At 51.0% G+C, this 24216-nt stretch carries 15 protein-coding genes; 1 reads left to right on the top strand and 14 read right to left on the bottom strand.

Annotation, left to right across the window (positions count from 1 at the left end):
• From HOK28_18215 to HOK28_18205, 3 genes are all read right to left on the bottom strand, one after another.
• On the bottom strand, positions 1 to 5891 hold a 5891-nt coding region (locus HOK28_18215), incomplete at its 3' end, for a tetratricopeptide repeat protein (GenBank protein ID MBT6435038.1).
• On the bottom strand, positions 5875 to 6435 hold the full coding sequence (locus HOK28_18210) for a hypothetical protein (protein ID MBT6435037.1): 561 nt from the start codon (positions 6433 to 6435) through the stop codon (positions 5875 to 5877). The genes HOK28_18210 and HOK28_18215, both read right to left, overlap by 17 nt.
• On the bottom strand, positions 6422 to 9910 hold the full coding sequence (locus HOK28_18205; GenBank protein MBT6435036.1) for a hypothetical protein: 3489 nt from the start codon (positions 9908 to 9910) through the stop codon (positions 6422 to 6424). The genes HOK28_18210 and HOK28_18205 overlap by 14 nt, the downstream gene beginning before the upstream one ends.
• 134 nt (positions 9911 to 10044) lie before the next feature.
• Here HOK28_18205 and HOK28_18200 point away from each other — a divergent pair, with 134 nt between their 5' ends.
• Positions 10045 to 10797, top strand: coding sequence for a hypothetical protein (locus HOK28_18200; GenBank protein ID MBT6435035.1), 753 nt, complete (start codon positions 10045 to 10047; stop codon positions 10795 to 10797).
• 19 nt (positions 10798 to 10816) lie between these two features.
• Here the strand turns inward: HOK28_18200 and HOK28_18195 are convergent, their stop codons facing one another.
• The 11 genes from HOK28_18195 to pilM form a co-directional block, all read right to left on the bottom strand.
• Positions 10817 to 13414, bottom strand: a complete 2598-nt coding sequence (locus HOK28_18195) for a tetratricopeptide repeat protein (protein ID MBT6435034.1) — start codon at positions 13412 to 13414, stop codon at positions 10817 to 10819.
• A gap of 63 nt (positions 13415 to 13477) precedes the next feature.
• Positions 13478 to 14038, bottom strand: a complete 561-nt coding sequence (efp, locus tag HOK28_18190; protein ID MBT6435033.1) for an elongation factor P — start codon at positions 14036 to 14038, stop codon at positions 13478 to 13480.
• 39 nt (positions 14039 to 14077) lie between these two features.
• Entirely contained in the window at positions 14078 to 14509 is a 432-nt protein-coding gene (gene aroQ, locus HOK28_18185; protein ID MBT6435032.1) for a type II 3-dehydroquinate dehydratase, read from the bottom strand.
• 4 nt (positions 14510 to 14513) lie between these two features.
• Complete coding sequence (locus HOK28_18180) at positions 14514 to 15056, bottom strand: tetratricopeptide repeat protein (protein ID MBT6435031.1); 543 nt, start codon at positions 15054 to 15056, stop codon at positions 14514 to 14516.
• Positions 15057 to 15105: 49 nt separating this feature from the next.
• Positions 15106 to 16266: a hypothetical protein gene (locus HOK28_18175; GenBank protein MBT6435030.1), complete on the bottom strand. Its 1161-nt coding sequence runs from the start codon at positions 16264 to 16266 to the stop codon at positions 15106 to 15108.
• Positions 16263 to 18047 carry a 3-dehydroquinate synthase gene (gene aroB / locus HOK28_18170; GenBank protein MBT6435029.1) on the bottom strand — a complete coding sequence of 595 codons (1785 nt, stop codon included), beginning with the start codon at positions 18045 to 18047 and terminating at the stop codon, positions 16263 to 16265. Before aroB ends, HOK28_18175 begins: the two co-directional genes overlap by 4 nt.
• 35 nt (positions 18048 to 18082) lie before the next feature.
• Complete coding sequence (gene pilQ / locus HOK28_18165) at positions 18083 to 21184, bottom strand: type IV pilus secretin PilQ (GenBank protein ID MBT6435028.1); 3102 nt, start codon at positions 21182 to 21184, stop codon at positions 18083 to 18085.
• Between the two features lie 18 nt (positions 21185 to 21202).
• Positions 21203 to 21793 carry a hypothetical protein gene (locus tag HOK28_18160; GenBank protein MBT6435027.1) on the bottom strand — a complete coding sequence of 197 codons (591 nt, stop codon included), beginning with the start codon at positions 21791 to 21793 and terminating at the stop codon, positions 21203 to 21205.
• Positions 21794 to 21823: 30 nt separating this feature from the next.
• The gene (gene pilO, locus HOK28_18155; GenBank protein MBT6435026.1) at positions 21824 to 22396 is read right to left on the bottom strand and encodes a type 4a pilus biogenesis protein PilO; all 573 of its coding nucleotides are present in this window, start codon (positions 22394 to 22396) and stop codon (positions 21824 to 21826) included.
• A 3-nt stretch (positions 22397 to 22399) separates the two neighbouring features.
• On the bottom strand, positions 22400 to 22957 hold the full coding sequence (locus HOK28_18150; GenBank protein ID MBT6435025.1) for a hypothetical protein: 558 nt from the start codon (positions 22955 to 22957) through the stop codon (positions 22400 to 22402).
• Positions 22957 to 24015 carry a type IV pilus assembly protein PilM gene (gene pilM, locus HOK28_18145; GenBank protein ID MBT6435024.1) on the bottom strand — a complete coding sequence of 353 codons (1059 nt, stop codon included), beginning with the start codon at positions 24013 to 24015 and terminating at the stop codon, positions 22957 to 22959. The genes HOK28_18150 and pilM overlap by 1 nt, the downstream gene beginning before the upstream one ends.
• Positions 24016 to 24216: the final 201 nt, after the last annotated feature.

Here is a 24216-nt window from a genome sequence, read left to right as displayed (position 1 = left end):
GTTTGAGCTTTTTCGGGTTGGTCCATTCGGGCGTAGGTTAGGCCCATGTTTCGTAAAGCATAGGCGCGGCCCTCTAGGTTTTTCGCCCGGTCTTCTATGTCCAGAGCCGTTTCGTAGTATTCGATGGCCTCTTCATATTGGCCGCGTTCCCGTAAAACATTGCCGAGGTTGTTGGCCTGGATGGCAACCTCGCTCAGGCGGCCCGTGCGTTTGGCTAAGCCGAGTGCATCCATCATCGAAATCCGCGCCGTGTCGAGGTCTCCTAAGTTCATGGCAATGAGACCACCGAGGCTTCGTGCCTGTATCTCTTGAAACGTCCAGCCGAATTCCAACGCGATTTCGAGAGCATGGGTTTGTTCTTGGCGTGCCTTTGCGTAATTGCCCTGGTACCAGGCGACCTTGGCAATTTCGAGACGCAAGGTGAGCTTCTCGGCGGCGCTTAGATTTTCTTGTTTCGCCATGGCTGCAGTCAGTGCTTCCATGGCCTTGTCGTACTGACCTTTTGTGTAAAGCAAACGAATGAAGTCCAATTGGAGGCTACGAATCTGTTTCGGCTTTTCGCGCTCTTGAGCCATTGAAAGGGCCTGCTTGAAAATCTTCTCGGCGGTGTCGTAGTCGCTTAGAGAGGATTCGTATAAGTGACCCAATGAGCGGCGTGTGGAAATCTCCTCATCACTGTTTATGGCTCGAAAAATTGAAATAGCCTTCTCGTAATCTTTTCGAGCCAATCCCGGCTGCCCACCACGGTTAAGCGTTCGGGCAGAGCGAGTAAGGCAGCGTGCTTCTTGTTTTGGTATTTTTGCCAAGGCGCTAAACGCCGCACATTCTTGAAATGAACGTGCCGCCTTATCTGGTTCGCCGTGAGTTAAGTAAACATTACCCTGCTCCTGCATACTTTTAGCGGCTCGCTGGTGCTCTCCGCGGGAGGCGTAAGCAGCGGTAAGCAGTTCTCGAAGCGCAATTGCTTCTGGGTAATTTCCTTGGGCAGCCCGGATATTGGAGAGTTTATCCCGGGCAACGAGCTGAAGTTCGACCCCTTGCGTGGGAAGCACCCGTGCAATTTTTTGAAGGCGCGCCTTGCCAGCGAGTTCTGGCATCAAACTTGAGTCTTTTAATAATCTCTTTGCTTCTCGAGTTGTGAGCACATTGAGCGTGGTTAAAAGGGTCTCAAAATGACCTCCAGCCGCGGCCCAGTCTTTTTCAGATTTGGATTTCGTGGCGGCTTTAAAGGCTTGAAGGCCTTTGCGAAATGCGACATTGAACGCAGCAACTGCTTCGGTGACTACTTGGTGTGCCTCAAGAGCGGGTGCGCCATAAACTGAAAGCCCAGGTATGCTTAAAAGGGCCGCACTAAGGCCTAGGGACCCCGCGTCTTGTAGGCGGCTCATTAACTCTTTGCTTTGTTGTACGGAGCTGGGAAAAATGACGGCCACAGCGCCGCTAAGGTGGAGGTGCATGGCTATCGTTTGCCGCAGCTCCGGGGCATCTGGTGCGTTGTTAACGAGAACCACCTGTGAGCGTAGGCTATAAGCCACGAGGTCTTGGAGGGTGACCAAGTGAAGCGGGTTGTTGCCCAGGACGATTTGAAGCTCTGAGAATCTTCCTCGAGGAGCATCTTTACGAACGCTGAGTTGAAGTTCTACGACAGGGTGTAGCGAGCGGTGTTCGGCTAAGTCCTCCAGCCCGATGGTGATCCCCGTGGCAGTCATTCCCATATTGGTTCGGTCTTCTTCGACAGAGAGCGCGAGACCTTGGGCGATGGCACGAATATTTTTATTCAGCACGAACCAAGTTGCCGATGCAACGTATACCATCTGCAGCTTGGGGATGGCTTGAAGTTGATTCATCGTTGATTGACGTGATTGTGGTTCGGCGGAGGCGATGTCTAGATAAACACGTTGGACCTTTGCACGTGCAAGCCATGTCGGCAACGCTCCCAGCGCCTTAGAAACCATAGTATGGGCTTGGTGGTGCCATATCCATAATGGTTGTTGCTGAGGCCCTTTAACCAACTGCAAGAGTGCCTCCTGAGGGCCAAGCTTACTTAATACTTCCTGAGATGAAGCAATTTGCTGTGTCTTGAGTTTCCCTAGTACCAAGTGATGGTCGGTGGAGTAATACAGGGCGTCGGAGCTTAGAGGGGAAGGGAGGTTGAGGAGTCGCCATTTTTCCCCCAGCTGATAAAGTAACGTGGCATCTTGCTCGGCGGATAAAGTTTGGTAGGCCCGGTTAAAAAGGTGGCGGTGCTTGTTGGTGCGAGCCGCACTGGGCTGGTCGCTTAGAAAATTGGTGATTTCTTCTTTTAGTGAAACGGGTTCAGTGCCCAGCTTCTTAAAGAGGTCACTCACTTCCGGGCTGTCTGTACCGGTTAACTTCTCATGCTGTTCCGCTGATATTGAAGCCTCGCCGCGCTGAGTAAGCTCCATGAGGCTTTGCAGCACTTCAGACGATTGAGGCTTAGCCAGCTTGGGCGTGACGCCGAGCGCTTGGCGACTGTAAGCCAGAACCAAGAAGCGAGAAAAGCCTTGGCGGGTCTTCTCGCTGAGGCCTTCACGCTTGAGCTCTCTTTCTGCGGACCCAATCCATAACGAGTTTTGATTGCGTGCTACACCCGTGCGAACACTCAATGCTTGCAGGGACTTTAAAATGACAAGCGTCTTATCCGAGAGCTTAAGGCTCTGGGAGAGCCGAAGTGCCCGCGCCCAAAGCAGTGCGGCTTTTTCGTAATCTGTGTTCATCGCTTGAAGCTGAGCTTCAGTGTTTAGTGCAAAGAGTAACTCCAAGCGGATTCGCACGCCGGTGGATGAATCTTCTAGGGTTTCTTGCAGGGTTTGCCGGGCCTGAGTTGCGTATTGAAGCGCCGACTCAAAGCGGCCGCGCTCTTTGGCTATCTCCGCCAGTCCAGAATGAACCAGTAAAGACTCTTGTTGGCTATTAAAGCCGCGAATCGCAGCCGTAACGTCCTCAGGATTTCCAGGGACTTCTGTATAAAACCATGGGAGCTTTTCAGAATCGGCGTTGAGCGCTTCCTGATTGGCACGAATGATTTCGAGCGCCTCAGCAAAGATGGCAAGAGCACCTTGAGAATGACCTTGAAGAATTCTCGCGCGGGCTTGTCCGCGCATTAATGCAAGTTGGCGTTTGATGCTAAGGTTTGTGCCGTCAAGACTCTGAGCAAAGAGCTGCTCCGCGGTCTGATAATTCCCCAGCATCATTTCTATGCCTGCGAGGCGACTGGTTAAATCAAGACGTCTGGGGTTGCCCGGAAGAGTTTGAGACAGCTCCAGTGCCGTTTGTGTCATATCAAGTGCAACATCCCAGACTTCTTCATGCATGGCGGCGCGGCCAAATTGCTCACGAAAGAGAAGCTCTCTAAGCGGGTTTCGAAATGGGAAACCGGTTTGCTCTCGTTTTAGAAAGGCGGCGAACGCGGCATCGGTTTTACCGAGCGCCATAAGAGCATTGCCTTCGTTGAGTTCCAGTGCACCCCATAGCTCTGGGTTGGTCTCTGGATCCACGAGATCTTTGGCGGTCTGGAAACTTTCAATGGCTTGTTCAAGAAGACCCTCACCCGGCTGCGAACGGTCAAGTTGCATGCGTATCCAGCCGATAGCCAAATGAGCTTCAGGGAAACGGGGGTACAGCGTCAGGGCTTGTTCAAGTTGTTTTTTTGCAGGGTCGAAGTTTCTGGTAGCAACGTAGGTTAGGACCATGCCGAGCCCATATCTTGCGAAACGATCTCTCGGGTTCTCTTTCACCGCGGCGAGATAAAAACGCAACGCACTTTTGATTTCGCCAGTCTCGGAGCAAAGCGTAATATATCTTCTATGGGCTGTGGCGTTTGCGTTGGCTGTTTTGATTAAGCGGCGGTAGAGCTTACGGGCCAGCTCTTTGTTTCCCTTGCGTTCCGCTTCTTCGGCTTCCCCTAACGAGATTCTAGAAATAACTTGGCGGGCCTTCCGGGTGGAGGCGCGGTGACTTGGAAATTTTTCCAGAAGTTGACCAAGAGCATGGAGCGAGGCATCGAAATCTCCATTGGCGATGGCCGCATCGGCAAGTTTTTCGAGCACTTCTTGCACAATCATTCCGGCATCGGGCCAAGTGTCGGCCAGATTCTGCAGTCGCCGCTGCGCACTTTGAGGGTTGTCTTGTTTGCGTTGTTGTTCTGCTTGAAGAATCGCAGCTCGAAGAGCAATGACGGGTCGGCTCTGGTGCTCTTGGACAATCGTTTCGAGGGCGCCATAAGGATTTGTTAAGGACTGGCCTACAACGGCTTTGAGCCAGCGGTTAATCGCCTTCTCTCGAATAAATGACTCGGCGGCGTATGATGGTGTTGATAGCCGGGTGACTAATTTTTGAGCAGCTGCGAAGTCGCCCACTTCAAGTGCGAGTTCAGTCAGGCCCAAGATGCTTTTGGCTCTCCATTGAGCAGGGATTTCTGGGTCGTCACTCAGGCTTTGCCAAATCCTAAATGCGGAGAGAGTATCGCCCTGGACTCGCTCAACGGTGGCCTTTAAAAGTGATGCTCGCTTATTCAACCCAGCGTCTTTGACCGCGCGCACTTGGCCCAAAGTAGAGTAGACTTCGGCGAGCTTTTTCCGAACGGCTTCGGTGCGAACCATAGTGTCGTTGCCAAGTTCGAGTCGGAGTTCAAGCTCTTTGATGTCGAGCGTTAGGAGCCAAGCGCCTACTTTATCATTGTTGAGCTCTCGGGCCTTGTTGAGAATCCGAATGGCCAGGGCGGTGGAGCCAACATGGACGTATTCCGCAGCGAGAAGCGTGTAGGCCTGGGCGCTGAGTTCAGGTGCTGTGGCGATGATGTGACGCAACATAAATCTGCGTAAAGCCGGTTGGGGCTCAGTGGTCGCGGCGGATAAAAGCATTTTGGGATCGAGCTGAGGGGAGAGCATGCCGTCGAAGGGAAGTGCGAAGATGTCCAGGTCGCCGATACCTGCTGCGGTATATACGAGCCAAGCGTCGCCGGGTCGCACAAAAATTTCTCCGTCCATCACGGGAGTGAGGGGGCGAGCCGGTGGGGGAGGGCCCGCGCTTTGCGGTTCGCGGTGGTAGGGAATACTCCAAAGGCTCGGGGTATCGTTGGCGTCGATGCTGCCGTCGCCATTGATGTCATCTACAAACCGAACAAAGACAAGTTCTTCAACCCCCGTTGGACGCATCACGAAGGTCGGTAGACCCTCCGCGTAAACAGTTTGTGTCATCGGCCTTGTTGAACCTGTTTCCAGGTTCCGTTGATAAAGGCGAGGCAGGCCCTCTCCGGGTTCCATCGCCACGTAGACCATGGTGCTGCCATCGGCGCTGATGGTTGGGTCCCAGCCGTTTTTTTCGACGAGCTCACTGTGCATGCTGCTTAGATTTAGTTTTCGGATGCCCGGGCGCCGGGCCCGTTTGGACTTGGACGTAAAAAACACGTGCTCGCCGTCGGGGTGAAATACCGGAGAGCTGTCGGCTGTGTCGCGCGTTGTGAGTTTGCGCTGGGCGCCGCCTTTTCGATTCATGATCCAAAGGTCGCCTTTTACATCCGCTCTTTTCGAGACCCAGATAATACTTTGAGCATCGGGAGAGAAAACCGGCGAGGTGTCGTCGGTGGAGTGTTCGGTGAGGCGGCTGGCTGCATCTGCTTGCGATGCTGATTTGAGGTAGATATCCAGATTGCCGGCTACCCGGGCGGCGTAGACAAGCTGGTGGTTACTCTTTGAAATCGAAGGCTGTAACTGGTCTTCGGTGGCGGTAACCATCGGTACAGGTTGCGTAAGGTAGCTGGAACTCTTCTTATCAAATGCAGGCGCAAAGGTGGATGCGGTGGTGGAGCTACACCCAGCAAAGCACGATGTTAAGAGTGCGAGGCTATATACTTTAGTTCTGACCTTCACTTGATTCCTTGAGTAGCCAATCGCCGTTTGAGTCTTGAAAAGGAGTCCCGCTGGGGCTGCGACTTAGAATAAATTGTCGATAAATCTCTTTGACCTGTCCGCGTTGGTCTTCTTGGAGATGGTCGTGTTGGCTGATCACCCAGGTTATGATGGTTTCACGGTCACGACTTTCCTCAGTGAGGATTCGTTCAATGATTGTCTTTGAACCCGTAGACTCGTCATCGCATGTTCTAGCGATAAGCTGATTGGAGAGGGCCTCTCCCAAACAACCGAGACGTTTAAACCGCTCAACATCGTCCCGGTTAAACAGCTGCCGGCGACGAGCGGCCAGCGCAGCCTGGTCTTCATTGAGCTCTTCGGCGCGTAACAACTGAGCCTCATCGCGAACCGAGCTAAGAAGCATCTCTTCTTCGGTAAGGGGCTCAAAGCTACCCATGAGCTGGTGCTCTAAACTGGTCTTCTGGCTAATGTTGACGGTTTTGATTGTAAGGCACCCGCTAAGCAGTAGGCAGCCAATCAAAACTGGAAGATTAAGGTGTTGCATGATTCCATCCCAATGTTTTTGAAAGGTATCGGTCTACATAACTTTGGAAGAAAGGGTCGATGACTTGTTCCGTGAGCGTGTAACGCCGCAGAAGCTCTCGGTCGATGGGTCTAAAGCCAATATCAGTGCCCGGAATGCTTAAAAGTGTTCTGTAATCCAGGTCCATATTGAGATTTTCGTGTCGTATCCAAGCGGTGACTTCCTGGATTTCGATGATTTTCAAATTACTTCGGGTCTTTTGTATCTGTGGGTTCTTACCCTCGGGATCTAGGAGCTGAAGAAAGCGGTCGAGGGTTTTTTTACCAATTTGGGTAACATTAACATCAAGATTGATATCTCGCTGGCTAGGAGAGACAAAAATCCCCAAGCGCATATCGGCACTGAGTTCTGAGTCGGGGCCGGCCTCGAGGTTGAGTTTAGAGAAGTGACTGGCATCTATGTTGGATGCTTGCACCGAGAAGGCACCTTTAAACTCACGAGCTGCGTTAAGTCCGATTCTAAGATTCCCCAGGACATCGCCCCCGAGTAGCTCCGTGCTAAAGTGGTCGGCGCTTAATGTACCATTTTGAATCCGGGCATCGATGGTGACACTGTTTAACTCGTAATCACCAAATTTGAGGCGGCCAATTTCCAGGCCGGCTTGAGGTCGGTACGGTCTTAAGTCTTCATAGTAGACTTGCCGTTGGTCGTCGTCTTCATCGCCAAGGTCATCTGTGCGAAGGTACAAAGCACCGCCGGCAAAACCCAGGTCGCGTACGATGCTCATATTCTGGTCGCTCTGGTAGCTTTCGAATATCGCTTCCACGGGAATCTTTCCGTTTAGCCTTGAGAGCAGCATGGTCGGGTCTTCCACGGTAAATTCCGTGCAGTCCATCTCGCCTTTAAAGGAGAGCTCGCCATTTTCAACGGCAATATTGGTAGCCACCGTAAGCTCCCCGCGAAGCGTTGGGCTTTTAGGAAATAGCTGGCTCGGTTTGGCCGAGTTGATTTTTATGCTGCTGGTGAGGCCTGCTTTCACACCAGGGAGGCGTTCTTCAAGTAGGGCCCCCGATGTTACTGTTCGGATGGGGTGATAGACAAGTCCGTTGAATTCGAGAACGAGGTCCTCCCCGTTGGCGCTGAAGGTGGAGTTTTTCACATTAAGGTCTTTGCCAAATCGATAGGCCGCCTCTTGCGTAAGAGAGATGTGATGGAGGGCCGATAAAAGGCTGGGGTGTGCAAGCGAGTCCATCTCAACGAGGTTTGTAATCTCTAACTCATCATTCCTAATTTTTATTTCAAAGAGACCATGTGCGTTGGTTAGCGATGCGCCACTTTCAACCTTTTTCGCGAGCCACTCGATGTCGGTCTGTGTACCGGTGGGACCGGTAAAGAATTTTGAATGAAAGTCGAAGCCTTCTACATGGCTCCCTTGGTGGGTGACTGAAATGTTTGTGAAGTCGGCTTTGAAGATTGTCGTTAGGTCAAGCCCTTCACTGAGTGAGCGCATCCAACTGCCCACATAGTCGACCAGTGGTTCGGCGTCGGACTCCCATTGCTCCGGGGTTACAAACTTAGGAACCGGTGGAGGGGTCGCCTGCGTTATCAGGCGCTGGATAGGAATGGTGCCACTGACTTCTGCGTGAAGAGCGGCACTGCCGGTCAGCTCTTGGGGCAAGGCTGGGTTGGGCGGTAGCCTATTCTTTAGAGCACCGAGGTCTGAAAAGTCGGCATGAAGTTTGAGGTCTTTAGTGCTGACGAGTTTACTCGAGTGAAGTGTGAGGGTCCCATCAAGATTAAGCTTGGCGAGGGTGTCGAGTTCAAGAGTTGATTGTGTGAATTTAAAAGTGTTGGCTTGTTTGCGAACCGAAGCATGGGCGCTTAATTTTTTAATCGACATCGGACCGTCGATGGGCGTGAGCTCTATCTGGCTGGCAATGATATCGAGGTCGGTCTGCAGAGATTTCCCGTTGATGTCAAAGAAGGAACCTTGAGCCTGCACACTAACGGGGCCAAGGCTTGCGGCGGCTTGGTCTACAGCCTCGGTTTGTACACCCAGCGTATATGTAAATGGGGATGGGCTCACTTGACCGCGTAGAATCGCAGTGGGTCCTTGGGTTTGAAGCTCGAAGGTTAAATTTTGAATGGCGGCTTCGGGGTTTTTGATTTTACTCAGTGCCCCTTGAAGGTTGAACACCGTTTGGTTGCTGGCTGATTTTAAAACCCAGTCATCGACATGTGTATCGAGCGATAGCTTAAATTGAGAATATGCTACTGAGATGCTGGGGTTGTCGAAGCTTAAATTCAGTGAAGTAGAGGTGGCGTGTAACCGGCCGTCTTCATAGTGGATTGCAATATCGCCATTGAATTGTTGTAGATGGTTTGGGCCAGAGCTTACGTGAATGTTTTCTAGCTGAACCAAGCCTGTAAGGGTGGCGGTCTTGGCGGCTTCGGGGTCAAGGGTTTTGAGGTCTACCGGATGAAGCTTCACTTTCGCAAGGCCTGTCATTTCTACAGGGATCTCAAAAAGGTCAAAGAACGGTTGAAGAGCTTGGAAATTGGCCTGAGCGAGAAGCTGCCCCGTTTCAAGAGTGGGCTTGGTATACGTTGATGTGAGCTTGGCACTGGTTTTGAGGTGTGAGTGCTCATCAATGGAAAACTCCACCAAGCTGGCAGAGAGTTGGCCGAGTGGAAGGCTGAAGGCAGTTTCATTCTGAAAACGAAACATTTGCTTATGCACGGGTATTTCTACAACCGTGGAAAGGTTAATTTCAGAACCGTGACGAGTTGTGAGGTTGATCGAAATATTGGGAGCACCATCAATGTGAACTTCGGATGGCGTTTTGACTTGAAGATGTGCCAGCTGTTTGTGAGTGTGAATGGTTACGTTCGCGTCAGCCAGCCCGCCACCTAGGGTGAGCGCGCCTCGGACAAAAACGCCTTTCAGGTTTACTTTATTTTCACCTTGTTGAAGGTTCAGCTCTTTGAGTTCGATATTGAAGTTTTCGAGGCTTGCCAGCATTGGCCATTGCTGAAGCGGAATTTGAGGCAACACAAAGGGAACCGGTTTTTCACTCGGTTCAGCCGCCGGTTCCAGAGAGGGTTCGGGCGCGGGTTGTGCATGACTTTTTTGAAAGATTTCTAGTCCTTCGATGTTTAGCTGCTGAAGGCCCACATGACGGGTGGATTGATTTTGCCAAGCCCAGCCGAGTTCAATGAGCTTTGCGCGCACCGCCAGAGAATCTGTATCCGGGTTACCGAGTGAAAAAGCGTTGAGTTTGAACCCGCCCAGTAGGGATAGCTCAAGATTTTCAACCGATACTTTTTGACCGAGGGCTTCGCTACCGCGCTCTTCAAGCATGGTTTTGAGCCGGTCATCACTGAGGTAAGCTCGGGCTCCCACTGCGAGCAGACAAACCACGGCGGCAAAAAAAGTGCTCACTTGGAGAGCACGGCGCAGGCGCGTGGGTTGAGGCTCTGGAGGAGATTCGCTCATGTGCTTTCACTACCGGATTTTATCAAGAAGTGCACACCTTCTATTCGGGTTTAAAAGAGCTATCATTTGAGCCTTTCTGTCATTTGCCCCGAAGCGAGAGCACTGTATAGATAGGAACACCTTTGGAGGCGAACATGCGACAGATAGCCATTTATTCCGCAATTCTGACAGGATTTTTAGTTTCTGCAACGTACGCAGGGGCAGAAACTCTGGTTGTTGAGGCTGAAGACGGGAGCTACGGCCCGGGGGTCGCGTTGGAGCACCGTATTGAGGAAGACCGTTTGGTGCTGGTTGTACGAGAGGGCGTAGATCTTACGGAGTTGGCGACGCTTCTTAAGGAACGCTTGGCGCAGATCGAGGTGAACATAGAAGGGCAACTTTTAACGCTTAGCGGAGCCGCCCCGGCAACCCTACTGAGCCAACTGGTTTTGGTCGACGTGACAGGGGATGAAGAGTCAAGCAACCCACTTGGAGAGCTTAGCGCCCTGGGTGGAGCGATTGCCATGGGCGAACAAGTTGATGAGGGAAACTCTATTCGAGCCGGTAAGCCTTCGCAGGTCGCACCGGTTGTGGCACCGCACGCAAAAGCTGAGCGGCTTGTGGGTCAGATAACGAAGGCCACTCGAGGTTCATTTCCTGAGGTAACGCTTGAGTTTCGTGTGCGCTGGCCGATTCAGTCAGGGCCACTCAAAGGTAAATGGAAGAAGGGTGTTATTGTTCGAGCTCCTGTTTTAACGAGCACGGTACTGGAGTCCGAGGACATGCAGCGCAATTTAGTGGGCTACTATTTAAAGCCGGGCGATCGTGTTTGGATTCATTTGCTTGTAGATGAAAAGGGCGCAGCAACGATTGATTGGCTGGAGCGACGTGGTCTTAAGCGTAAGTGAGATGCCGCAGGTGAGGACTTTAAAGAAAGATGGTGCTGCCGTTACTGGATGAGCCACCAGAGTCTGAACCGGGGTCAGCCTTCTTGAGCGCTTTGAGCTGAGCATCAACATCGCGGTAACCTGGAGCCGTTCCACTAACCTTTTCAAAGTAACTTTGAGCTTCTGTCTTAACGCCCATTTTTAAATATGCCGTGGCAATTTCGTAGTGCAATGAGATTTGCTCATCACCGTGAATGTTCTCACTGTGAAGGGCCTTAAAATAGGTAGCTAGAGCTTCAGCAGCTTTGTCGCCCTGCATCTTGCACTGACCAAGCATGGTAAGAGCTGAAATCCTGTAAGCCGGTGACTCGGCCGCCAAAGTAAGCTCTCGGGTGGCATCATCGAGCATTCCCATTTCTTTATAAGCGATTCCGAGATTGTAGTGAGTATCGTAGTCGGTATCGGCCAATTCACTTGGTAGGTGCTGGCGTAAGCTCTTGAATTCAGATGCTTGCAGAAGCGGTGGCAATTCTGAGGTTTGCAGGGGATCAAGTGCAGCCACACCGGTTGGGCTTAGGAGCTCTTCCAGCATCATTTCGGTTTCATCGATTTCAGGCTTGTCGCCTTGTGCTTCTGCGGCCTCACCGGTTTTGGTGCTGAGTTGCTCGAGCAAGGGGTGAGAGCTTGCGAGATGTAGCAGTCCGGGATGGTTGGGGTATTTCCCAAGGAGTGTTCGAAGTACATCCAGAGCTTCATCAGGTAAATCGTGCTGCAAAAAGAAGCGAATTTCGTCCATCTCTGATTGGAGTGGAGGGTAATCACCGTGGTCAACAGTGGTAACCGGGGGCGGTGCCGTCATGGTGTGATCTAAGTCGTCGGTTGCGACAAACGGCGGCGGCGTGGCGATGGTGTGATTTAAGCCAGCGGCTGCGACAACCGGCGGAGGTGGCATCGAAGCTGTTCCCGTAGGCGTAGGGGCGAGCACCGGCGGTGTAATGGCCGGCTGTGTGACGGGCGGCGGCGGTGCCAGAACCAGCCCAAAGCCTAACTCTGTGGGTTCGTCTTCTTCGCCATCGATATCAAAATCAAGGTCAATCTCGTAATCACTTTCGGAAGCATCGAATGCGGCTGAGGCCTCATCATCCTCTTCAACACTTTGCAGCAACCATTCCGAAGGTTCGGAAATGTTGATTTCATCCAGTGTTTGAAAACCGTCATGGGTTGAGGGCGGCGGTGGAGGCTGAGGGGTACCTTCATCAAGGTCGTCGAGATCGATACTCGCAGCCTGCGGAGAAGGGCTGTAACCCAGTTCGTGTCCAAAGGGCTGCGAAAAATCGGGTGGTAAAGATATCGCCGGGCTCTCGAGGGTAGGTTCGTAATGAGCAAGTGGGCCGTAGTTTTCAAGGAGCGCATTGCCATCGATGTGCTCGGGAGCATGATGAAGAAGCTCTTGAAGATCGGTGAGTGCTTCTTCTCGTTGCCCGGTTTGATGGGCAGTGCTTGCCATGGTCCACAGCGTGTTGAGTGCGTCGCTGGTTTTACCGGCTTGAAAAAGCCAGTCGCGTTTACGGCTTAATACGTCGCGGTTGTTGGGCGATAGAATCAGAGCATCATCGAGATGTTCCAGTGCTTTATCGAGCCTTTTATAGCGAGCGTAAACATCGCACTCTTGAATGATTTTTTCGAGCGCAGACATTTGTGGTTTTTGCGGATCGATCATCGCGGGGTTCACACCGGTATGACTTCGCTTGGCCAGCTCTTCTTGAGCTTCGGGGTTACTCGGATCCAGATTAAGAATCTGCTCGAGAATATTTTTTTCTGAGGCCATGTCCCCTACAGCTTTCAAATGCTTAAACAAATCCCACAAGACTTCGAGTGCTCGTGTTGGTTCATGCATTAAAATGAAGCTCTTGGCGAGCATTGCCAAGACATGACGGTTATTTGATTCGATCTCTCGGCAAGTCTCAAGATTTGCCAACGCTTTTTCTATCTCATTGTTCTTTATACAGGCTTGAGCAAGCTGAATTCGGGTTTCAAGATCGCCGCCGGTGAAGCCGATAAGGCGCTCCATAAGCTCGATGAATCCACTTAAGTTGTCCTGTTTTTGATGAAATTCACATGCTTCGCGCAAGACTTTGATAGCCCGCGGTTCATAGCCAATGTGGCTTAAAGCATTGGCGAACTGAATCTGATTGCCCACATCCAGAGGGTCAATTTTCACAATCTTTTCGAGGACTTCAGCTCTTTTTTGATGCTTTTCATCACGCAGAAGAATCTGGCATACCCGCCTATACTCTCGGGATGCATCTCGGCTTAGACCCAGCTGTTGGTAAGTGTCGGCGAGGGTGAGGGCGGTTTGGACATGCTGGGGAGCCATCTTCATAATCTGCTTATGAATGGCACAGGCTTTGAGTAAAAAGCCCTGTGCATCGTAAAACGTGGCGACGGACTCATATATCTCGACTGCGTCGTCGATATTACCCATTCGCTCGTGTAAATCGCCGAGCTTGAGCATGGTTCGCATATCGTTGGGATCAAGATTGACCAGACGCTCAAATTCCTTGACCGCTTTGTCTAGGCGGCCTTTTTCAAGGTGTTTGAGCGCGTTGGCGCGAATCTTTTCTTTGGGGAGGGCCATTGGCTCTCTCCGGGCGCAGGGCCGGGCAGCCCTGAGTTGTACGGCTAATCAAGCCCTACAATCTTAGTTGGATCGTTCGAGGTATTGACCGGTACGTGTATCCACTTTGATGGATTCACCTTCGTTGACGAAGAGGGGAACGTTCACGATGGCACCGGTTTCCAGCGTTGCTGGCTTGGTGGCACCTTGAGCTGTGTCGCCTTTAACACCAGGTTCACATTCCGTGATTTTAAAGACAACCTGCTTTTCTACTTCCAATGTAATGGCGCGGCCATTCCAGAAGAGAACAGAAACTGTGGCATTTTCAATCACCCACTTGGCCATATCGCCTACGGCATCTTTATCAACAATCACTTGTTCGTAAGTGGTATTGTCCATGCATGCGTAGTGCTCACCGTCGCGGTAGAGGTACTGCATTTCTTTTTCTTCAATGTCGGGCTTTCCGATTTTTTCACCGGACTTGAAGGTCGGATCGAGTACACGACCACTGATCAGGTTTTTGATCTTGGTACGTGTGAACTGGTTACCCTTGCCTGGTTTTACGTGTTGAAAATCAACAACGACATAGGGCTCTCCCTGGTACTCAATCTTTAGGCCATTACGAAAATCTGAAGTATCAAACATATTTGGTCGCTCCTCGGCGGGCACACCTAACACATGAAGCTAGCTTGGTAAACGCAATACCGCCTCAAGTGCCAACTCGTAAGATTGAACGCCAAATCCGCAAATAACGCCTTGGGCAATCCCGCTTAAGTATGAGTAATGACGAAACTTTTCACGTGCATGCACATTGCTAAGGTGAACCTCCACAAAAGGGATGGCAACGCCGGCTAAAGCATCCCGAAGGCTCACAGAGGTGTGGGTTAGTCCGCCAGGGTTGATGATGATCGCATCACACCGACCCATCAGTCCATGGATATGGTCGATGATGGCGCCTTCATGGTTACTTTGAAAGCAGCTCAGGGTGGCTGAGCGTGCCTCGGCTCGCTTCGCTAAGCCTTGGTTGATGCTTTCTAGAGTATCGGTTCCGTAGACCTCGGGCTCTCGTATTCCCAGAAGGTTTAAGTTTGGCCCATGGATGAGTGCGATTTTCATGAATTCAGGCTCCGCTTAACGCTCTGGCGATTTCAGGTGCCTGAATACGCAGCTCAAACCGGGCGCGGCCGATGATGGCATCGCTTTCTACGATGGCCGCCATGAAGTAATCTTCGTCGACTGCTTTAAGAAGTGTCGTAAGCTTGTCGTGGCTTAGGGTCCATTCCTGCATTTGGCCAAGGCCGGGGTGTTCTTGTCCAAGCTTCATAAGACCAGCAGCGGCGGTTGCGACTTCGGTAAAAAGTGCCTCGACGTCAACATTGAGGCCTCCAATAGTATGCGTGGCGATGGCGATTCCATCAAAACCCATCACGGAGCAAGCAATAGCTCCAGGAACTTTGTTGACGAATTGCCGGGCTTGTTCTTCGAAGACCATGGCTTGTTCTCCTGCCAATCCGCCCACGAGCTCCCGAAGCCGGCTCTTGGCCTGCTCATGATTCGGAAACTCATCGATTACGGCTTGGTAAATTTGAACTGCGCGTTCTTTATGCCCTTGCTCTAAGTAGAGCTCTGCCATCGTTGGCGTATCCCAGCTGACCTTTTCCATAACTCCAAGCGTTAAGGAAACCCAAGCGTTGAGTCAAGTAGCATTGTGATCATTGAGTGCTTGCGCCGGTATTACCTGTGCAAGGATCGATTTCCTGGCAGGACTCAACAACGTTGGTACCGAGGTACTGTGAAATGTCACAGATACCATCGTATGTAGGAACGTAGGTCACGATTTCGCTTTGCCAACCGGAACAAACCGTGGTCCCATTAGCCGTTGGTCCAAGCTGCGTCTCGGGGCAACCTGTTTGGCCATCGGGCTTACCTGCAGGGCTGACACACTCTTCAGTGACTTGCTCATTGGTATCGGGGTTGAGGTAGGTGCATGACCCAAAGCCGCCGTCACAAATGGTATTTTCATAGGCGTAAGGGCATTGCGTATTGGCCGTTACCTGGGTGCAACCGGCACATAATTGTACTGAGAAGCTATACCAATTTGTTTTCACAGTTGAGCCCGCCGCGGTCACGCCAACACCTTGCATCACGACCAGTACATACTGGCTAGGTCGATCATCTGCGCTCCAGTCTCCCCAAGGAAAACCATCGGGAATGCCCGTATCTAAAGTTGTTACGGCCACGGTATCTGCTGCGCTACAGGTCGAATCAGCTGTGCCGTTGGCATTCACGCCAACTGCGGCGCATCGCGCAACACTGGTTGGACTTGCACGAAGAAGTAGGTCTTCGGGAATCATTGCATCACCGAAAATACCTTGGAGTGCCGCTTTAGAGAAAAGCTTCATGGTCACAGGCGCGCCTTCAGACTGACCTTTAGGGTCGGCTTCAACTGTGCCGCCGCCTGTTAAATACTCTTTGTATTCGCCCGATGTGGCATTGATGACTGAATCACATTCAAAGGCATGGCCTGAATCCGCAGCACCAAACTCGCTGATTCCGCTTTCGAGCTTATAGCAAACATTAAACCCGGCCATTGAAACGTCATTGCCTGAAAATTTAATATTGGTGTTGTTGTCGTTGCTGCGAGGATCGGAGTCCTTGTCATTCATGCTGTTGTTAATTCGAACAACCACATTCATATCGGCGCCGGCAGTTGGGTCATAGAAACCCTTGAGGCGGGTTTCTTTACCTTCGGGGCTGTAAACACATTGCTGATCAGGCGCCATGACGTTGACCAATTGAATGCTCCCGCCGGGCTCTGCCGTGCAGCTTGCAGTTAGAGAGAACAATGCCAGTAAGCTAAGTTTACGCATCATATTGTGCTCCTACGCTTGACGAATTCCGCCAATGCCGACACCGGCACCGTACGAAAATCAAATGAACCAATTTGCGAGACAATCGGGATCTTAACACCAGATCCGATCCGCTTTTTATCGACGCTCAATGCATCGATATCGATTTTTTTCTTACGCCACTCAGGAATAAACCCGAGAGATTCTACCGCTTGGCGCAGGCTTGAACTCACCTGATTGCCATAGCCTTCCATCTCGGCCCATTGCGCTTCTGCAATCATACCAAGGGCTACCGCTTCGCCGTGAAGCATTTGAAAGTTTTCCCCAGCTTCAATGGCGTGGCCGACGGTGTGGCCGTAATTGAGAACGGCTCGAAGACCGGCTTCTCGCTCATCTTCGCTTACAACTCGTGCTTTAATGGCAACGCTTGCTCCGAGGATGGAAAGTAGAGTTTGGGGTTCAAAGTCGAGAAGAGCTTGCGCGTTGTCAACAATCGTCTCGAAGAGTTCGATGTCGAGCGTGGCTGCCATCTTTAAAGCTTCAATCAAACCGGCTGCATTTTGACGCGGGCTTTGAGTGGCTAAGTGGCTTGCAGCGATAAAGACTTTTTTAGCAGGGTAGAATGTACCGACGAGGTTTTTCCCACGCGGTGTATTGACTGCGGTCTTCCCGCCAACGCTGGAGTCCACTGCCGCAAGCGTTGTGGTAGGGACTTGAAAGAACCCAACACCTCTTAAGAACGTTGACGCAACAAAGCCGCCAAGGTCACCGACGACGCCTCCACCAAGTGACACAACAGCGTCTTGGCGGGTCATACCATGTTCTAGAAGTTGTTCGTAAAGTCTGCTGGCAGTTCCCAGCGTTTTCGATTTTTCACCAGGCTCAACTTGAATGAGCAGGACGTCTTTGCCCAGCTTTTTCAAAGAATGAACGAAGTCGTCCGCGTGAAGCCGTGCAACCGTTGTGTCTGTGATAACCGCCAGCTTGGAGCCTTTGCATCTTTCAGCGATGCCTTCGGCTATCCATGGTCCTGCGGTCGGGCGCAGTTCAACTTCGTAATCACCTGAAGAGGCGCTCACGTGGATGGTAATCGCCTCACCTTTTTGTGTGGCCCGTTTGTGCATGCTTGTTTGAGCGACTTCTTGCTCTGCATGAGGCGTTTCTGCGCGCGGTGTACGTTTTGCTCTTTCAAGCTGCAAGGAACGCATGATCTCTGCGACCACGTCTTCGACACTGCGAGCTGTCGTTGTGACGCTTTTTTCGCATTGTTCATAAACGGGAGTACGCTTTTTCAGAAGCCTGTCTACCGTACTTGCAGGGTCTGGACCTGTGAGAAGAGGGCGTGATTCGATTTCACCTGAATTGGAAAGTCGTCCCATGAGCGTCGCGACGTCAGTTTTTAAATAAACTGTCTGTGCTCGTTCATTTAGGTTCTCGCGCATGGTGTCATCCATGAAGGTGCCGCCACCGGTTGCGAGAATACAAGGCGTGTCACTTTGCAATACATTGCGCAGTGCTCGGCGCTCTTTCGCGCGAAATGCAACCTCACCACTGTTTTTGAAGATGTCGGGAATACTCATCCCGGCCTCTTGCACAATGACTTCGTCCAAATCGATGAATGGAACCTTGAGGCGTTGACCAAGCGCTTTACCCACAGCAGACTTTCCCGCGCCCATGAAACCAACAAGCGCAATATGTGGCTTACCAGTGTCTTGGGTGGAGTCTTTACTCTCACGCGCACCGGTCTGCAGGTTTCTGCTGCTGGTTCGAGTTTGAATATCTGTTGTGGTCTTGGTCTTCATCATCACGCCATTTCCCTTGTTAGGATTCAGGCGTCTCCCTACATCTTCTCGGGTTCAGTGGACAAGGAAGAAGCTTGAATTCTTGATTCTCTTCTATTCACGATTCGAGGCGTGATGAAGATCAAGAGCTCTGCTCGCTTGTCTGTTTTTTGGCGCTTCTTAAAGAGCCACCCGATAACTGGAATATCACTGAAGAAAGGTACACCAGCGTAGGTTTCACTTGTTGTCCGGGTATAGATACCACCGATAACTGTAGTGTCTCCGTCTGCTACCAATACTTCTGTCTCGGCAAACTTCTTCAAAATTGTAGGATCACCTTGAGCGCCAGTTCGCGAGAAGTCTGCTTCGTTCTTCTCAGTCTTCACTTGCATCAAGATGCTACCGTCGTTTGTTACGTGAGGCGTAACTTCAAGTTCGAGGTTAGCCGGTACAAACTTCGTGTTTGTGCCACTGGCTGAGACAACACTGATTGGAATATCAAGACCTTGCGCGATCTTTGCCGTCTTGTTGTCCAATGTGGTGATTCGCGGTGAGCTGATGATACGACCCGTACCGCGTTCTTCCATGGCGGTTAATCTCAGAGCAAGCAACTGACTTCCGCCAGCTGAGCCGAAGATAAAGCCTAAACCACCGCCGCTGCCCGAACCGATGGCCGCGGGAAGGTTTACTGCGTATTGGGCAGGAGAATAAGTACCTTGAGTAAGCGTACCTTGGTCACTTGCAGCGCCGCTTACGGTGACATCACCTGGGAATTGAAGACCCGTTGGGTTGCCCTCATTGGCGGTCATCTGGCCCACGCCGCCCCATTGAATACCGAGCTCTTGAAGTTCATTGCTGTTGGCTTCAACGATACGCGCTTCAATCAGAACCTGTGGTGTTTGCTTATCGAGTTTGCGAGTAAGCAACACCAGCCGATCAATGTTTGAAAGTACGTCTTCAACAATTAAAGTATTGGTACGTTCATCTGTTTGAACACTGCCGCGTTCGGTCATCAGCGGTTCAAGCTGAAGCTTAATGTCGGCAGCAATCGCATAGTTTACCGTAACAAGCTTGATGGCCGTGGGTTCAGCCTTGGCCTTGAGTTCACGCCGCTCAAGTTCAGCTTTACGCTCTTCTTGAATGACCGAAGCAGGTGCGATTCGGATGATGTTGTTTTGACGAACTCGGGAATAGCCCTTGGTTCTCAAAATAGTATCCAGCGCTTGGTCCCATGGAACGTTGCGCAGTCGTAAGGTGATGTTGCCTTTAACTTCATCGCTGGCGATGATGTTTTCACCAGAAATCTCTGAAAGAAGTCGTAGCACGTTGATCATATCAGCGTCTTGCAAGTCCAGCGTGATTGGCTTTTTCTTCTTACGCTTCGAACGTGTTGTTGCTTGTACAGCTTTGGATGTGGATGCAGCTTGTGAGACGAACCCTGCTGTTTGCGGAGCGCTTGAGCTTGCAACCCGTGCAGGCTCATTGCCGTCGCCAGTAATTTCCCAAATCAGTTTGCCGTTTTCTTTTTTCAGGCGGTGCTTGGCAGGGCCCGTGATGTTGGCAACCACTTTTACAACCGGTGGATTCTCAGATGCTTGATACGTTGAGACGAGACGGACAACGGTATCGTAGGCCGTTGTGTCGAGGCTCTTCTCGAGTGCCTTGGAAATTGTTGCGCCCTTGATGTTTAGGATCCATGCCTTTTTAGATCGAGTATCAACCCGTGGCATTTCTTCTGGAGCGATGCCCAGTTCAATGCGAGCAATTTTTCCTTGGCGATTAAATTGAACGTCTGAAAGCTCGAGGGCCTTTTCTTGTTCAGGGCCACCCGTCGCGATTTCCGCTTCAGGTTCCACCCGAGACATGCTGATCAAAATACCTTCAGGCACTTTTTTCACATGGTGCGTGGAATTGCCGTCTCTAAGGTCGAGAACGGCACGTAGATTTTTGTCGTGTTCTCCAAGTCGTACTCGGCGAACATACGGGCTTTTCACACCATAGACGCTGCGAGCACTATCTCGCGTGGTTTCCATCATATCAATGACGAGGCGAGGTGGATTTTCAATACGTTCAACTTGAAGTGAAGGGTTGCCTTTGACCGTGAGTAAGACGGCGGTATTTAAACCTTTTCCGTTTTTCTTTACGCCGGTGAGAGTCGCTTGCTTGACTTCAGTTTGATGACGAGCTTGAGCCTTAGCGGCTGCCTTTGCCTGAGCTTCTCGGCGCATGATTTCTTTTTCACGCTTAGCCAGCTCTTGGGCTTCAGCTTGGTTGCGTTTGGCTGCTTTCTCGGCTTTCGCTTGGCGGTTTTTAAGTTCGTTTTCCTGCTTAGCCAGACGCTCTTGTCCTTGACTCTGCTTTTCTTCGAGGGCCTGGTTACGCTTCTCAATCTGCTTACGCTGGCGATCTAGATTTTGTGATTCGGCAGCTATCTTTGATTCTTTAACGGAAGCCGCTTCTAGTTTTTGATTGGCCTGAGCAATGGCTGCGCTTGCTTTCGCGCGTTCTGCTTTGGCGTTTTCTTGTGCTTGGCTTGCTGCCACGCGGGTCTTTTCAGCCTGGGCTTTGAGCTCTTCAGCTTGGCGCTGATTTTGAGTCGCCTTCACCTGGGCTGCTTGAGCCAGCTTTTTGGCCGCGGTAATTCGCTCGAGTTCTTTCGGGTCAACAGGCCGTTCCGGTGCGGGCAACGCTTGCTGAACGTCCATCGACGCGGTTGATGCACGGATAACTAAAGCATCGTCCTCAGCTTTTACATTGTAAGTAACATCGGTTTGGAAGCCGATGATCACGCGTCCAACATAAAATCCATTTGAGCTAAACTGCCGTGTGGCAATTTGCTCAACGATGCCGTCGTCGATATCCAAAGGTCCATCGACAGCGCTCACATCACCACCGGAGACGTCTATGACAACGCGCATTGGATTGGTGAGTTTGAAGACTGTAAATGTCGGTCTGGTACCCGTATGAATACGGATGATCCGATCTTGATCGTCACCGACCACGTCGACATTATCAATGACGTTACGCACGGAGGCGCTGGCGACGGTGGTAAGTAAGTAGGAAAGAACCAAGGTAATGCCCATCAAAACAAGAGTTTTGGGACGGTTACGAATGGTTTTCGCTGTAGACAAAGTGGTGTCCAATGAGCGTAGGGACATCATGGATTCGCTCCTTTGCCCTTAAGGGCGCGCCTTAAGAGTAATTTCTTCACGTGGAAGTTCTATAGTTATCGGAACCCGTATGCGTTCACCGGTCGGGGCTCGAAACTCCTCGATAACTTCAACGGTATTATTGGATATGCGAGTAACACGGCCGCCATTACGTCCAAGCCGTGTTCCTATTTTTATAACATGCCCGGCACCCTTGGGATCTGAAACCAGGGCACGTGGCTGACTGGTTCCAGACAAGAGGCCAGTCAATTTATATTGATCAAGCTCGTATTCTTCGGTGGGTGAAGTCTCTTTATTCTTATTTCCATTAGGGTCTTTAACGAGAACGCTAATGTACGACTTAAAGGGGTCGCGTTTACCAATGGGAGAATAAGAGAAGACCGCAGTCTTTTGCGCTGTGGCTTCGTTGGTAGCCTCGGCAGTTTTCGTTTTCGCACGTTTCTTCTTAGAGGCTCTTCGTACCACTCGGTAAGACTCATCGTCTTCCTCTCCGATACAACCGGTGCACATCGCGCCTGCGCCTAAAACAGTAAGGAATAAGCCGAGGCGAAGCCGCCCGAGCCTTTCCAAAGTTCCTGCTTTTTTATTCGTTACAATCACACGTTACTCCTTAACGAGAGCCTGGGTTGGCTAACCATCTTTCTTGAACCGGTAAGTCTTGATGGTAAAAGCGCCCTGAACGAGAATCTTTTGATTAATGGATTTCGGATTGGTCATGCTCACACCCGCGACGTTTACGATTCGGTCCATTTTACCAATGGCATCAACAAACGTTGCGATTTCGTGAAACGAGCCACGTAATTTCATCCCGAAAGTAATCTCAGAATAAAACCCTTTGTCGGACTCTTCTTGCGGCTCGAAGAAATCGATCTGAAGTCCAGTCTGCTGCGCCTTGTTGCCAAGGTGACTCAAAAGCTGCGGCACATCGGCGGTATCAGGAAGAACACTTCGGGCGTGAGCGAGTTCCTGCTGGAGCTGCTTAAACCGGGCTTCGTACTTGGCCATATTCTGGACGTACTCGCGCTTCTTCACGACCTGGGCTTGCTGCTTTTTAAAGTTCTGGTTGGCGTATTGGAGTCTATCTTCAGCATCTTGATGCATCAGAACGTAATAGAGCCCGCAGAGCACCAACGCTCCAAGAAATGCCATCGAATACCGCTTACTAGGCGGTGTACTGGCATACGTTTCTACCCAATCTTCCATCGATTACCCCGCTGAAAAGTCCGCAATGCAGTTGATTTTCCATTTGAGATAGCGGACGCCGTCAAGCACCTTGGTTTCCACTACTTTCAGTTGGACTTTTGTAAAATACTTCGATCGTTTTTCCAGACCAATTTGAAATTCGGAGATGTCCTCATGGTCCATCGCTCCACCTTCAAATTGAATCACTTGCTCGTTCTCAGTAATACTGGTCAACCAAACTTTATCGAGTTCGGTAAGAAGAGTTGCCAGGTCATGCAGAGCTTTGGCCGGACCTCGTTTTTGACGCTTGAGCTTTTCAATGATGCCTTGTTTGTCTTCAAGAATCTTTGCTTTCGCTTCGAATTCCTCTACGCGCTCGGCTTCTGCGCTGAGCTCTTTAATCTCTTTGGCCATCTTCGAGATACGCGACTTTGTCTCCAGAACATCTTCATCAAGAGAGGTATTCCAAGAATAGAGAACAAATACGAGTCCGGCAAAAAGAACCAGCATACCCAAGAGTTCATTGCGGGCTGTCTCAGACCGTTTGGCGGCTTTGATGGGGAGTAGGTTAATCTTTGGCATCAATTATCTCCCGGGAATCGGAGTGCTAGACCCATAACAACGCCGGCTGTAGCCGCTTGGTCACTGATGTACTTTGCATCGTGACTGCCGGTATTGATCCGTCTAAATGGATCGGCAACCGTAACGTTGACTCCTAAGCGTGTCTTAATCGTCTGCTCGAGCACATTGAGCTTGGAAGACCCGCCCATCAAATAGATGTGCGAAGGTTCGGGCTCGGCGCTGGTCGCGGTGAAAAAGTCGAGAGAGCGCTGAAGCTCTGTAGCAACGTTATCACTGACTGCCTGAAGTGAGCGCTGCACCTCTTCAGGTACCACTGTGTCGGCGCCAGTACCTTGGGTACCACCGAACTTCAGTGCCTCAGCTTCCTCGCGGGTGACCCCGAGTTGCTTTTGAATCTCTTCACTGAAGTTGTTACCGCCAACATTGAGATCTCGTGTGAAGCTTGAGAGCCCATTGGACATAATGTTGATGTTGGTCTTTGAGGCTCCCACATTGACCAAGGCAATGGTTTGGCTTGGCGGAGCTTCATAATTTTGTAGAAACATATTTTCGATTGCGAATGCATCAACATCGCACACAACAGGCTCCAAGCCTGCATCTGTAACAACAGAGGTGTACTCGTCGATGAAGTCTTTTTTGGCCGCAACCAACACAACATCCATCTGACCTTGTTGGCCAGAGTGCTCGTTTAGCACCTGAACATCGATATTAACGTCGGCGATGTCGAATGGGATGAACTGTTCGGCTTCCCACTGAATGGATTGCTCGAGTTCTTGCCGGGTCATTTGTGGCAAAGAGATCTTTTTAATGATCACCGAGTGTCCCGACACAGAGAAGGCAACGCGTTTGTTACGGATACGGTGCGTTGAGACGAGTTCCTTGATGGCATCTACAATACGTGCCGGATTCATCATAGCTCCGTCAACGATGGTCGCAGGTGGCAATGCCACGTGACCGTAGTGCTCTAGGATAAACTCATCCTTTTTGCGCCTGAGCTGGCAGAGTTTGACTCCACTGGCTCCAATATCAATTCCGACACAGAATTTTTCTCGTGCCATGGGCACGCCCCTTACCGTCATGCAGGTACGAATACCGGCTTAGACTTCTCCAAAATTAAAAATCGTTTTCAGTTTAAAGCGAATGGGAACTCTCGCAAGAAACTCGCGTTTTTAAGGACATAGAGATGAAACGAATCGACCGGTAAGAGGGTGAAAGTGGCCGTAGAGCTGACTTTAAGTGACCCAAAGTTCAAAAATACG

The organism is Deltaproteobacteria bacterium, from assembly GCA_018668695.1.
GTDB lineage: Bacteria > Myxococcota > XYA12-FULL-58-9 > XYA12-FULL-58-9 > JABJBS01 > JABJBS01.
Note: the sequence above shows the minus strand (reverse complement) of the source record. Positions and strands in the feature narration are given on the sequence as shown.